Below are 12,188 nucleotides of genomic sequence, written 5' to 3' on the forward strand. Positions count from 1 at the left end.
CGACGAAGTCCGGTACCGATCCGGCCGCCCGCACCGCGCCGCGACCGGGCAGGTCCCGCGGGCCGGGGGGCGGAGCCCCGTGGAGTTTTTCCGGCACCCGGCCACGGCGGAAGCCGCTCAGCCCCCGCCCCACCACCGGCCTCCCCCGCCGCCCGGACCGGAGGTCACCCCGTGTTGCGCAGCCCCGCCGCCACCCCGTTGACCGTCAGCAGCAGCGCCCGGCTCAGCAGCGGGTCCGGCTCCTCGCCGCGCTCCGCGGCTTCGCGCTGCCGGCCGAGGAGCGTGACCTGTAGGTACGAGATGGGGTCGAGGTAGGCGTCGCGGATGCGGAACGTCTGCTGCAGCACCGGGTTGGCCTCCAGCAGCTCCGCTTCGCCGGTGACGCGCAGCACCTCGCTGACCGTCAGCTCGTGCTCGGCCTCGATGACGGCGAAGATGTGCTTCAGCTCGTCGGGCACGAGCGTGTCGACGTAGTGCCGGGCGATCCGCAGGTCGGTCTTGGCGAGCGTCATCTCGACGTTGGCGAGGAAGTTGCGGAAGAAGTGCCAGTGTTCGTACGCCTCCTCCACGACGGCGTCGAGCCCGGCCTCCCGTGCGGCGCGCAGCCCGGAGCCGACGCCGAACCAGCCGGGCACGATCTGCCGGGACTGGGTCCAGCCGAAGACCCAGGGGATGGCGCGCAGCCCGTCGAGTCCGGCGCCGGTGTCGGGGCGGCGGGAGGGCCGGGAGCCGAGGTGCAGCTCGGCGAGTTGGTCGACGGGGGTGGAGGCGAAGAAGTAGGCGGGCAGGTCGGGGTCGTTGACGAGCCCGCGGTAGGCGGCGTGGGCGGCGTCGGAGACGACGTCCATGGCGGCGTCCCAGCGGGTGAGCGCCTCGACGGACTGCCGGGGCGCGGTGTGCAGGGCGGATGCCTGGAGGGTGGCGGCGACGGTGAGTTCCAGGTTCTCCCGGGCCAGGGACGGCACGAGGTACTTGTCGGAGATGACCTCGCCCTGTTCGGTGACCTTGATCTCGCCTTCGAGGGTGCCCCAGGGCTGGGCGAGGATCGCGTCGTGGGTGGGGCCGCCGCCGCGGCCGACGGTGCCGCCGCGGCCGTGGAAGAGGCGGAGTCGTACGCCGTGCCGGTGGGCGACGTCGCGCAGCCGGCGCTGGGCGCGGTGGATCTCCCACTGGGAGGTGGTGATGCCGCCGAACTTGGAGGAGTCGGAGTAGCCGAGCATGACCTCCTGCACGTCGCCGCGGAGGGAGACGAGCCGCCGGTAGGAGGGGTCGGAGAGCATGGCGTCGAGCAGGTCGTCGGCGATCTTCAGCTCGTCGGTGGTCTCCAGCAGCGGCACGATGCCGATCTTCGCCCAGCCGGCGTGCAGGTCGACGAGCCCGGCCTCGCGGGCGAGGACGGCGGCGGCGAACACGTCGTCGGCGCCCTGGCACATGGAGATGATGTACGACTCGATGACCTCGGGCCCGAAGACGTCGATGGCCTTCTTGACGGTCTCGAAGACGCCGAGGGTCCGGGCCCCGGCGGCGTCGAGCGGTGCGGGGGTGGGCGCGAGGGGGCGGCGGGAGCGCAGCTCCTTGGCGAGCAGGCCGCGGCGGTAGTCGCGGGGCATGTCGAGGTAGCGCCAGGACTCCTCGCCGAGCCGGTCGAAGAGCTGGCCGAGGGCGTGGTGGTGGGCGTCGGCGTGTTCGCGTACGTCCATGGTGGCGAGCTGCAGGCCGAAGGCGGCGACGGTGCGGATGGTGCGCTCCAGACGGCCGTCGGCGACGAGGGAGCCGCGGTGGGCGCGCAGTGAGGTCTGTACGAGGGTGAGTTCGTCGATGAGCTGCTGGGTGCCGAGGTAGTCGCGGCCGGGCACGTGGGCGCTGCCGTCGGCGAGGCGGCGGCGGGTGTTGAGGAGCTTCTGCCGGATGCAGGTGGCCTTGAGCCGGTAGGGCTCCTCGGCGTTGAGCCGCTTGTAGCGGGGGCTGATCTCGGGGAGCAGCTCCAGGTCGTGCTGGACGGACTCCAGGAGTTCGTCGGTGGCGCCGCCGTTGCGGATGGAGTTGGACAGGGCGGAGCGTAGGCCGTCGACGTGGCCGATGGCCTCGGTGATGCCGTGTTCGTGCTGCAGCAGGAGCACGTCCCAGGTGACCTGGGGGGTGACGTTGGGGTTGCCGTCGCGGTCGCCGCCGATCCAGGTGCCGAAGGTCAGCGGCCGGGTGCCGGGCGGGAGGACGGCGGACTGGTCGACGCCGGCGCGTTCCAGTTCGGCGGCGAGGTCTTCGAGGACGTCGCCGACGGCGCCGCGGTTGAGTTCGTCGAGGTAGTAGATGGCGTTGCGGGCTTCGTCGGCGGGCTCGGGGCGGACGACGCGCAGTTCGTCGGTCTGCCAGATGAGGTCGATGTCCTCGGCGAGGCGGCGGTCGCAGCGGCGGCGGTCGGCGGCGGACTTGCCCTCGTCGGCGTCCAGCAGCCGGGCGACGTCGCGCAGCTTGGTGAGGACGGAGCGGCGGGCGGCCTCGGTGGGGTGGGCGGTGAAGACGGGGCGTACGCCGAGGCTGGCGATGGTCTCGCGCAGGTGCGCGGGGTCGGCGTCCTTGAGCATGTCGGCGGTACGGGCGAGGTTGCCGCCCTCCGCGGCGCGGCGGGCGCGGAACTCGCGGCCGCGGTGCACCTGCTCGGTGACGTTCGCGAGGTGGAAGTAGGTGGAGAAGGCGCGCACGAGCCGGGCGGCGGTCTCCAGGTCGACGTCGCGCAGCAGCTCGGCGGCGGCGTCGCCGTCGGTGCGGGTGAGGGCGCGGACGCGCTCGACGAGGTCCAGCAGTTCGGGTCCGTCCTGGCGGACGAGGGTCTCGCCGAGCAGGTCGCCGAGGCGCCGGATGTCGGCGCGCAGCTCGGCGTTGCCGGCGGCCGCGGCGCCCGGGTCGGGGCCTGCGGCTCCGGCGGGGCGGTGCGCGTGGGTGTCGGCACTGGTCACTGATGCGGCTCCTTGACGTGCGGCGCTGGTGGTTCCGCCCGTGCGCGGCGGTGCGCGGCGGTGCGCGACGGGCAGGGGCGCGGACCGCGCTGTCCGACGCCCCCAGACTATCGGCCGGGCTTGGCGCCCGGGTGGGCGAAGCCCGCGGGGTCGCGGCATGGGAAGCGGCGTCTGCGGGCACTCAAGAAATGTTCCTTCCACACGGGCGCGTATGTACGCCCGTTGGAACCGTGCCTCTTTCAGCCCGTAACTGAGGCATGCCATACTTACGCCAACGTAGGTTACGGGACCGTAGCCTCTGGCCGATAGTCCCCAGTCCATGTCCCCCCAGCCTCCGAGGGATGCCCATGCCGTCCACGCCCGATGTGATCGACGAGCAGCCACGCTCGGCCGCGGTCCCCGCCGAGTCCGCGACACTCGGCAGTGAGAACAAGAGGTCGATCGAGCAGATCACGCTGCTGGCCTTCATCGTCGTGCCGTTCGTCGCGCTGGTCGCGGCGATCCCGCTGGTCTGGGGCTGGGGGGTGGACTGGCTCGACCTCGGGCTGATGACGTTCATGTACTTCCTCAGCCTGCACGGGGTGACCGTCGGGTTCCACCGGCACTTCACACACGGCTCGTTCAAGGCGAAGAAGCCGCTGCGGGTGGCGCTGGCGATCGCCGGGTCGATGGCGGTCGAGGGCCCGGTCGTGCGCTGGGTCGCGGACCACCGCAGGCACCACAAGTTCTCCGACGCCGAGGGCGACCCGCACTCCCCCTGGCGGTTCGGCGAGACCGTCCCGGCGCTGATGAAGGGCCTGTGGTGGGCGCACATCGGCTGGCTGTTCGACGAGGAGCAGACGCCGCAGAACAAGTACGCGCCCGACCTGATCAAGGACACGGCGATCCGCCGGGTGTCGCGTCAGTTCGTGCTGTGGACGACGGTGTCGCTGCTCTTCCCGCCGCTGGTCGGCGGGCTGGTCACCTGGTCGTGGCAGGGCGCGCTGTCGGCGTTCTTCTGGGCGTCGCTGGTACGGGTGGCGCTGCTGCACCACGTCACGTGGTCGATCAACTCGATCTGCCACGCGGTCGGCAAGCGTCCGTTCAAGTCCCGGGACCGCTCGGGGAACGTGTGGTGGCTGGCGGTCCTGTCCGGCGGCGAGTCGTGGCACAACCTGCACCACGCGGACCCGACCTGCGCCCGGCACGGTGTGATGAAGGGCCAGATCGACTCCAGTGCCCGGATCATCCGCTGGTTCGAGAAGCTGGGCTGGGCGTACGACGTGCGCTGGCCGACCCAGTCCCGTATCGACGCGAAGCGGGCGAAGGACGACGACCCCGGCAAGAGCGCGGGCGAAGGCGCGGACGAGGGCGCCGGCCGGGGCGCCGGCCAGGGCACGGCCGCCGGGGCGGCCCGGCGTGAGGAGGCCGCCGCCGACGCGGCATGATGGAGCCGTGGCTACCGGCGGTAAGAGCAGCACGGGCAACAGCGGCGACGGCGGCGAAGGGAAGCCGCCGCGCCGTACCCGGCGGCGGATGACGGGCAAGGAGCGCCGCGAGCAGCTCGTCGACGTGGGGCGCACGCTGTTCGCGGCGCGCGGCTTCGAGGCGACGTCGGTGGAGGAGATCGCGTCGAAGGCGGGCGTGTCCAAGCCGGTGGTGTACGAGCACTTCGGGGGCAAGGAGGGGCTGTACGCGGTCGTCGTCGACCGGGAGGTGCGGCAACTCCTCGACATGGTGGCGAGCGCGCTGACCGCGGGGCATCCGCGGGAGCTGCTGGAGCAGGCGGCGTTCGCGCTGCTGGACTACATCGACGAGTACACCGACGGCTTCCGCATCATGGTCCGGGACTCTCCGGTGGCCCAGTCGCACGGTTCGTTCGCCTCGCTGATCAGCGACATCGCCACTCAGGTGGAGGACATCCTGGGGCTGGAGTTCAAGTCGCGGGGGTTCGATCCGAAGCTGGCGCCGCTGTACGCGCAGGCGCTGGTGGGGATGGTGGCGCTGACCGGGCAGTGGTGGCTGGACGTGCGCAAGCCGAAGAAGGCGGAGGTCGCGGCGCATCTGGTGAACCTGGCCTGGCACGGCCTGGGCAACATGGAGGCCAAGCCCCGGCTGATAGGCCACCGGCGGGCGTAGCCGGGGGCGACCTGCGGCGGACGGGCCGGGGAGGCGTGTTCAGCGCCGGGTGATGTCGTCGCCGATGACAAGGCCCTTGGCCGGGCCCTCCGGGATGACGGCGTCCGTGCCGTACGACACCCGGTGCTCCTCCGCGTAGGCGCCCTTGCCCGGCTTGGGTGCGCTGAGCACGACCACGGTGCCCTCGCCGTCGAAGTCATCGACGACGACGTAGACGGGGATGCCCGCCCGGGCGTAGGCGCGGCGCTTGCGCAAGCGGTCCCGGTCGAGGTTCCGCCGGCCGGGGGAGGTCATCTCCACGACGAGGGCGACGCCGGCGGCGTCGACGCCGAGGTCTTCCTCGTCGGGGATCTCGTCGAGGTCGTCCGGGGCGACGAAGAGGTCCGGGATAAGGACCGTGCGGCCGTGGATGACGTTGCCGTCCTGGTAGGCGGCGTGGTCACCATCGGCGAGGTACGCGTCAAGCGCACGGCGGAGGCGGTTGATGACGACCGCGTGACGGCGGCGGCCTGTGGGTGACACCTCGATGGACCCCTCGATGATCTCCGCCCTGTAGCCCTCCGGGAGCTCCATGGCCTTCCACGCGTCCCACAGGACCTCGTCGAGGCCGGGACCCGGCTCGGGCTCCTCCTCGGGAGCGACGGGCAAGGGCTCATGGGCGAGAGCAGTCATCGTGAAGCACCTCCTTCCCCAGTGTGGGCACGGGCGTCGCAGTGGCACAAGCGACTACGCGACGCTATCGGCGATCTCGCGACCGGCCTGCGGTTCATCAGATCATCACCCGACCGGGCGATTTCTTCCCCACCTCCCGCGGGAGCCACCGGGCAGGGGCAGGGCGACTCAGCCGGCCTGGAACTCCAGCCGGTTGCCGAACGGGTCGGCGGTGTGGAAGCGCCGTACGCCCGGGATCTCGCCGTCGGCCCAGGTCACGTCGTGGCCGCGGACGGCCAGCCGGCGGGCCAGCGCGTCGAGGTCGTCCACGACGAGCGCGGGGTGCGCCTTGCGGGCCGGGCGGAAGTCCTGCTCGACGCCCAGGTGCAGCACGACGTCGCCGGAGGTGAACCAGCAGCCGCCGCGGGCGGCCAGCACCGGCGGCTTGGGCACCTCGGTCATGCCGAGCACGTCGCCGTAGAAGATGCGCAGCAGTTCCTCGGCGCCGGCGGGGACGGCGAGCTGGACGTGGTCGAGTCCGATGATCATGAGGTGACTCCCAGCGCGAAGATGCGGCGGAACGGGAACGGGGTGCCGTGCGGGCCCGGGGGGTAGGCGGTGCGCAGGAGGGCGGCGTAGGCGGTGACGAAGGCGTCGGCCTCGTCGCCGAGGGCGTCGAGGACGGGGCGCAGGCCGGTGCCGGTCACCCAGTCCAGCACCGGGTCGGTGCCGGGCAGGAGGTGGGTGTACGTGGTCTCCCAGGCGTCGGCGGCGCAGCCGAGGTCGTAGAGCAGCTCCAGATACGCGACGGGCTGCAGCACCGGCTGGTCGCGCAGGACGCCGTGCAGCCGCTCGCGCCAGCGCGGGTCGCGGGTGAGCTGGCGCATCAGGGCGTGGCTGGGGGCGTCGAAGTTGCCGGGGACCTGGAAGGCGAAGGTGCCGCCGGGCGTGAGGCCGGCGAGCCAGCGGGGGAAGTGCTCCCAGTGGTCGGGCACCCACTGCAGCACGGCGTTGCCGAGGATCAGGTCGTACGTCCCGGGCTCCGGCGTCCAGTCGGCGAGGTCGGCGTGGGCGAAGTCGATCCGGCCCCCGCCGGGGGTGGGGCCGGCGTGCGCGGCGGCGGTGCGGAGCATGCTGGGCGAGCTGTCGTACCCGGTGAGGTGGGCGGTGGGCCAGCGGGCGGCGAGCAGCGCGGTGCCGTTGCCGGTGCCGCAGCCGATGTCGGCGATGCGGGCGGGGCGGTGCGGTAGTTCGCCGACGCGGGCGAGGAGGTCCGCGAGGGGGCGGGTGCGGGGCCCCTCGTGGCGCAGGTACTGCTGCGGGTCCCAGGAGGGTGAGGTCATGGGACCAGGGTTCCGCCGATGTATCTCGATGTCAAGAGACTTCATGTCGACAGACCGACTACACTGATCGCATGCGGGACGAGGTGGACCGGCTGGTCGCGGCGTGGCGCCGGGAGCGCCCCGACCTCGACGTGGAGCCGCTGGAGGTGCTGAGCCGGGTGAGCCGGCTGGCCCGCCACCTGGACCGGGCGCGACGGCTGGCGTTCGCGGAACACGGCCTGGAGGGATGGGAGTTCGACGTCCTGACCGCGCTGCGCCGGGCCGGCGACCCGTACCAGCTCTCCCCCGGCCAGCTCCTCACCCAGACCCTGGTGACCTCCGGGACCATGACCAACCGCATCGACCGGCTGGCGAAGAAGGACCTCGTCGAGCGGCTGCCGGACCCCAGCGACCGGCGCGGGGTGCTGGTGCGGCTCACCGCGGAGGGCCGGGAGCGCGCGGACGCGGCGCTGGCGGCGCTGCTGGCCCAGGAGCGGGCGATCCTCGCGGAGCTGCCGCCAGAGCGGCGCCGGGAGCTGGCGGGACTGCTGCGTCAGCTGACGGCGCCGTTCGACAACGTGCCGTAAGCCCTGCAGGTTGCCCTGCGGGCGGCGCGGCCGGAATCGCCGGCCGGTCACGGCACCAGCGCTGAGCACGCGACAGCCCTGCGAGCGGCTCAGCCGGATGGACCCATGACCCGGCGCAGGACTGACGGCCCGCGGCAGCCCCGCGGGCGACCCGGCCGGGATCGTCCGCACGCGCCCGCATGCGCTCGGGCACCGTGGGCCCGGCACCGCGGGCCCGGGTCGCCCCGTGCGGCCAGGTCCCCCGGGCCGCCCCGTACGCCACCGACGCCAGCCGAGACCGACGCCGCACGCGGGCAACCCCCGCGGGCGGCTCAGCCGGAATCGTCCGCACTCTCCCGCACGCGACCACCCGACGTGGGCTCCGCACGCGCTTGCGGCAGCACGGCCCCGGCACCGCGGGCCCGGGTCGCCCCGTGCGGCTCGGTTCCCCCGGGCTGCCCCGTACGCCCGTGGCCGCCACCCGGTGCCGCGGCGGCAGCCGCCCCCGGTGCCGCCCCGCTAGCCGCCCACCCGGGCCGGTTCGCCCAGGTCCACCGGGCCCACGCCCGCGCGGCGGGCCAGTGCGACCGCGGCCAGCGTCGAGTGCACCCCCAGCTTGCCGAGCACGTTCTGCATGTGCGTACGGACCGTGTGCGGCGACAGGTACAGCCGCTCGGCGACCGCCTTGCGGCCCAGGCCGGCGACCATGCAGCGCAGCACCTCGTGCTCCCGCGGGGTCAGCGACTCGACCAGCTGCTCGCTCTCCGTACGGTGCTCCCGGGCCGCCGTCAGCTCCCGCAGCACGCCGGTGAGCAGCGCGGGCGGCAGATGCGTCTCACCGCGCAGCACGCCCCGGATCACTGCCAGCAGCCGGGACAGCGAGCTGTCCTTGGCGACCCAGCCGAACGCCCCGGCCTGCAGCGCCGCCGCCGCCCGCGCCGGGTCGTCGCGGGCCGCGAGCATCACCGTGCGCGTCTGCGGGTGCGCCGCGCGGACGCGCGCCGTGAGCGATATGCCGCCCGGTGCACCGGCGCCACCGGTCGCACCGGTCGCACCGGCCGACGAGCCGTTCCCCGCGACCGCCTGCGCGGGTGCGGGCACCGGGGCCGCCGCGGGCACGTCCCGGTCGAGGTCGGCGTCGACCAGGAACACGTCGAACCGGCGGCCCTCCGCGGCGGCCCGCTCCAGCGAGCGCAGCGCCGCCTGACCGCTGCCGGCCGGCAGCACGTCGACATCCGGCTCGGCTGCCAGCGCCGCGGCCAGCGACTCGGCGAACACGCGGTGGCCATCGGCCACCAGGACCCGGATTCGAACCACGGACACCCCCATGTCGCGGACAACCAGAACTCGCGGGATACGGCGCACGGAGCGTGGAGCACCTGCACGAGCTGCGGCCGCCGCCGCGTCCCATAGCTACCCCGCCCCAGGCGCCGTACCCACGGTCTCGACCCCTGAACGGCACCGGCCCCCACCGGTGCTGCCCCCCCCACAGCGTAGGGCGCGGGACCGACAGGGGAAGCCCAACGGCCAACTTTCCGTGGCGAGTTCGCCACGCGGCGTAGAAACCGGCCGGATACGGCCCCGTTGGGGATGGATTCCGGTGTTCCGGCGGGCACGGGGGCGGTAAGGCTGTACGTTGCCGGGGCAATGGACCCGGGGGGAGGGCGAGATGGCCGTTCGGCTGATCGTGGTCGACGAGCACCGCCTGCTCGCCGAGGCTCTCGCGTCCGCGCTCAAGCTGCGCGGGCACCGAGTGCTGGCCGCGGCCGCACCCACGGCGGGCGCCGCGGAGCTGGTGGTGAGCAGAGGACCTGAGGTGTGCCTGCTGGGCACGGCGGCCCCGGCCGCGCCCGGGGCGTTCGACCCGGTGCTGCGGATCAAGCGGGAACGGCCGCAGATAGCGGTGGTGGTGCTCGGCCCGGTGCCGAACCCGCGGGGTATAGCGGCCGCGTTCGCCGCGGGCGCCTCCGGTTACGTACGGCACGACGAGCGCATCGAGGGCGTGGAGCGGGCGCTGGTCAAGGCGCGGGCCGGGGAGGCGGCGGTGGCGCCGCAGCTGCTGCAGAGCGCGTTCACGGAGCTGCTCAACCCGGCGGCGGAGCCGGACGACGAGGGCGCCAGGCTGCTGCAGCTGCTGACCCCGCGGGAGGTCGAGGTGCTGGTCCGGGTGGCGGAGGGCGAGGACACGCGGCTGATCGCCGAGGGGATGCGGATCGCGGCGAGCACGGCCCGTACGCACGTGCAGCGGGTGCTGATGAAGCTCGGGGTGGGTTCACGGCTTGAAGCGGCGGCGCTGGCGGCCCGTACGGGGCTGCTGGACCGCGCCGCCGCCCGCCCGGCGGTGGACGGCGGCGGGGGCTCGTAGAGGCGGGGGCGTACTCGTACGACGCGTTCGCGTTCGTACGGCGCGTTCGTACGACGGTCTCGTACGGGTCAGTGGCCCTCCGGCCGGTCCCCTCCCTCCATCGCCTCCGCCAGTTCCTCCGCCGACGGCGGCCGCATCGGCCGCATCAGCTGCCACGCCAGGAAGAACAGCCCCAGCGCCAGCATCCCCAGCCCCGTCCACAGGTTGATGCGCACGTCCTCCGCCTTCGCGATCTCCGCGGCGGAGTCGAACGCGCCGACGATCACGAGGATCACGCCGTACACGACGAACAGCCCGCCGATGAGCCGCCGTACGTCGAACAGCCTGCTGGCCGTCGCCGACTTCCGCTCCAGCTCCTCGACCGTGTGCGCCAGCTCACCGGTGTCCGGGGGCTCGTGGGGGTCGCTCATGGTGCGCTCCTAGAAGGAGAAGGGGACGTAGCACAGGGCGGCCAGGACGATCGCGCCCCAGCCCAGCAGGGCCGGGCTGCGGTACCAGGCGTCGTCCCCCTCGGCGGGGGGTTCGGACATGCCCGGGGAGCGGGTGCCGTAGACCAGGCCCGCGAGCTGCTCGGGGGACTTGGGCCGGGTGAACGAGGTGACGATCAGCATCGCGACCGCGCCGGCGACGAAGCCGACGATCGCCGAGACGAAGTTGGCGCCCTGGTCGCTGGGGATGCTGATGACGTCCTGCTTGTAGATCCAGAAGTAGTTGAGCATCGCGGCGACCGTGCCGACGAGCAGCCCCCAGAAGCCGGCCTTCTCGGACGTGCGCTTCCAGAACATGCCGATGATGAAGACGACGAACATCGGCACGTTGAAGAAGGAGAACAGCGTCTGCAGATAGCTCATGATGTTGCTGAAGCTGGACGCGATGAACGCCGTGCCGACGCTGGCCGCCACCCCGATCACGGTGATGATCCGCCCGAACCGCAGGTAGTACGCGTCCGTCCGGCCCGGTCTGACGTACGGCTCCCAGATGTCCGTGGTGAACACGGTGTTGAACGAGGAGACGTTCGCCGCCATGCCCGCCATGAACGCCGCCAGCAGGCCGGTGACGGCGATGCCCAGGACGCCGTTGGGCAGCAGTTGCTCCATGAGGTACGGGATCGAGTCGTTGTACGTCAGGTCCGAGCCGGACGTGCCGATCTCCGGCACCAGGGCCGCCGCTACCAGGCCGGGGATCATCACCAGAAAGACGACGAAGATCTTCGGGTACGCGCCGATGAGCGGCGTGCGCTGCGCGGCGGAGAGGTTCCTGGCCGACAGCGCGCGCTGCACCTCGGCGAAGTTGGTCGTCCAGTAGCCGAAGCTGAGGACGAAGCCGAGGCCGAGGACGATGGTCAGCCAGTTGGCGCCGAGCGGGTTGTCGCTGCCGATGCCGGTGCCGCCCCAGGCGGTCACGAAGTCGCCGCCGCGGAACTCGGTCAGGGTGTCGCTGAGGCCGTCCCAGCCGCCGACGCGCTTGAGCGCGAGGATCGTCAGCGGCAGCAGGGCCGCGATGATGACGAAGAACTGCAGTACCTCGTTGTAGACCGCCGAGGAGAGTCCGCCGAGGGTGATGTAGACGAGCACGACGGCGGCGGAGACGGCGATCGCGACCCACTCCGGCCAGCCGAGCAGCGCCTCGACGACGATGGCCATGGCGTAGAGGTTGACGCCGGCGATGAGCACGGCGGCGAACGAGAAGAGCACCGAGCTGAGCAGGTGTGCGCCGCGGTCGTAGCGGTACAGCAGGAACTCCGGCACCGACCGGACCTTCGAGCCGTAGTAGAAGGGCATCATCACCAGGCCGAGGAAGACCATGGCCGGGATGGCGCCGATCCAGTACCAGTGGGTGGTGTAGACGCCGTACTGGGCGCTGTTGGCGGCTATGCCGAGGATCTCGGTGGCGCCGAGGTTGGCGGAGATGAACGCCAGTCCGGTGATCCAGGCGGGCATGGAGCGCCCGGAGAGGAAGAAGTCGAGGCTGGTCCTGACGCTTCGCCGGGCCAGGAACCCGATGCCGAGCACGACGGCGAAGTACATGGCCATGATCACGTAGTCGAGGGCGTTGGTCTCCAGCCGCAGTTCTGCCGCTTGTGGGTGCATGGTTCAGGTCCGCTTCGTTGCGTGATGCCTTCGGAAGGCGAAGCAAGACGGTGACGTTGGTTTCCGAATGCTTCTGTGGGGACTGTTTGCTTGCCTGTTGGGTCTCGCACCCAGAATGT

The 12,188-nt window shown here is 72.4% G+C and carries 11 protein-coding genes; 4 read left to right on the plus strand and 7 right to left on the minus strand.

Annotated elements, in window-relative coordinates; genetic code table 11:
- Nucleotides 1–164: 164 nt before the first annotated feature.
- Nucleotides 165–2,957 carry a phosphoenolpyruvate carboxylase gene (gene ppc, locus T328_RS20805; protein WP_496497616.1) on the minus strand — a complete coding sequence of 931 codons (2,793 nt, stop codon included), beginning with the start codon at nucleotides 2,955–2,957 and terminating at the stop codon, nucleotides 165–167.
- A 347-nt stretch (nucleotides 2,958–3,304) separates the two neighbouring features.
- Between ppc and T328_RS20810 the strand changes: the two genes are divergently transcribed.
- Together T328_RS20810 and T328_RS20815 are read left to right on the plus strand one after the other, a co-directional pair.
- Nucleotides 3,305–4,384 (plus strand): acyl-CoA desaturase, encoded by a 1,080-nt coding sequence (locus T328_RS20810; protein WP_496497700.1) that lies wholly within the window; start codon nucleotides 3,305–3,307, stop codon nucleotides 4,382–4,384.
- An 88-nt stretch (nucleotides 4,385–4,472) separates the two neighbouring features.
- Complete coding sequence (locus T328_RS20815; RefSeq protein ID WP_496497701.1) at nucleotides 4,473–5,075, plus strand: TetR family transcriptional regulator; 603 nt, start codon at nucleotides 4,473–4,475, stop codon at nucleotides 5,073–5,075.
- 39 nt (nucleotides 5,076–5,114) lie between these two features.
- Here T328_RS20815 and T328_RS20820 read toward each other — a convergent pair whose 3' ends face one another.
- From T328_RS20820 to T328_RS20830, 3 genes are all read right to left on the minus strand, one after another.
- On the minus strand, nucleotides 5,115–5,747 hold the full coding sequence (locus tag T328_RS20820) for a Uma2 family endonuclease (protein ID WP_496497617.1): 633 nt from the start codon (nucleotides 5,745–5,747) through the stop codon (nucleotides 5,115–5,117).
- A 168-nt stretch (nucleotides 5,748–5,915) separates the two neighbouring features.
- Entirely contained in the window at nucleotides 5,916–6,275 is a 360-nt protein-coding gene (locus T328_RS20825; protein WP_496497618.1) for a VOC family protein, read from the minus strand.
- Nucleotides 6,272–7,069, minus strand: a complete 798-nt coding sequence (locus T328_RS20830) for a trans-aconitate 2-methyltransferase (protein WP_496497619.1) — start codon at nucleotides 7,067–7,069, stop codon at nucleotides 6,272–6,274. The genes T328_RS20825 and T328_RS20830 overlap by 4 nt, the downstream gene beginning before the upstream one ends.
- A gap of 71 nt (nucleotides 7,070–7,140) precedes the next feature.
- On the opposite strand from T328_RS20830, the gene T328_RS20835 reads away from it, so the two are divergent.
- Nucleotides 7,141–7,635, plus strand: coding sequence for a MarR family winged helix-turn-helix transcriptional regulator (locus T328_RS20835; protein WP_496497620.1), 495 nt, complete (start codon nucleotides 7,141–7,143; stop codon nucleotides 7,633–7,635).
- Nucleotides 7,636–8,133: 498 nt separating this feature from the next.
- Here the strand turns inward: T328_RS20835 and T328_RS20840 are convergent, their stop codons facing one another.
- Entirely contained in the window at nucleotides 8,134–8,931 is a 798-nt protein-coding gene (locus T328_RS20840; RefSeq protein WP_496497621.1) for a response regulator transcription factor, read from the minus strand.
- A gap of 352 nt (nucleotides 8,932–9,283) precedes the next feature.
- Between T328_RS20840 and T328_RS20845 the strand changes: the two genes are divergently transcribed.
- Nucleotides 9,284–9,979 (plus strand): response regulator transcription factor, encoded by a 696-nt coding sequence (locus tag T328_RS20845; protein ID WP_496497622.1) that lies wholly within the window; start codon nucleotides 9,284–9,286, stop codon nucleotides 9,977–9,979.
- A 68-nt stretch (nucleotides 9,980–10,047) separates the two neighbouring features.
- On the opposite strand, the gene T328_RS20850 is transcribed toward T328_RS20845, so the two are convergent.
- Both T328_RS20850 and T328_RS20855 read right to left on the minus strand, forming a co-directional pair.
- Nucleotides 10,048–10,389, minus strand: a complete 342-nt coding sequence (locus T328_RS20850) for a hypothetical protein (protein WP_496497623.1) — start codon at nucleotides 10,387–10,389, stop codon at nucleotides 10,048–10,050.
- A 9-nt stretch (nucleotides 10,390–10,398) separates the two neighbouring features.
- Nucleotides 10,399–12,069, minus strand: coding sequence for a sodium:solute symporter family protein (locus tag T328_RS20855; protein WP_496497624.1), 1,671 nt, complete (start codon nucleotides 12,067–12,069; stop codon nucleotides 10,399–10,401).
- Nucleotides 12,070–12,188 lie beyond the last annotated feature (119 nt).

It is taken from the genome of Streptomyces sp. CNX435, assembly GCF_059570575.1.

Excerpts from the sequence above, each read along its gene's own strand:
- T328_RS20845 (WP_496497622.1), top strand. The coding sequence starts at position 9,284 with ATGGCCGTTCGGCTGATCGTGGTCGACGAGCACCGCCTGCTCGCCGAG.
- T328_RS20815 (WP_496497701.1), top strand. The coding sequence starts at position 4,473 with ATGACGGGCAAGGAGCGCCGCGAGCAGCTCGTCGACGTGGGGCGCACG.
- T328_RS20820 (WP_496497617.1), bottom strand. The coding sequence starts at position 5,747 with ATGACTGCTCTCGCCCATGAGCCCTTGCCCGTCGCTCCCGAGGAGGAG.
- T328_RS20810 (WP_496497700.1), top strand. The coding sequence starts at position 3,305 with ATGCCGTCCACGCCCGATGTGATCGACGAGCAGCCACGCTCGGCCGCG.
- T328_RS20855 (WP_496497624.1), bottom strand. The coding sequence starts at position 12,069 with ATGCACCCACAAGCGGCAGAACTGCGGCTGGAGACCAACGCCCTCGAC.
- T328_RS20850 (WP_496497623.1), bottom strand. The coding sequence starts at position 10,389 with ATGAGCGACCCCCACGAGCCCCCGGACACCGGTGAGCTGGCGCACACG.
- T328_RS20830 (WP_496497619.1), bottom strand. The coding sequence starts at position 7,069 with ATGACCTCACCCTCCTGGGACCCGCAGCAGTACCTGCGCCACGAGGGG.
- T328_RS20835 (WP_496497620.1), top strand. The coding sequence starts at position 7,141 with ATGCGGGACGAGGTGGACCGGCTGGTCGCGGCGTGGCGCCGGGAGCGC.
- T328_RS20825 (WP_496497618.1), bottom strand. The coding sequence starts at position 6,275 with ATGATCATCGGACTCGACCACGTCCAGCTCGCCGTCCCCGCCGGCGCC.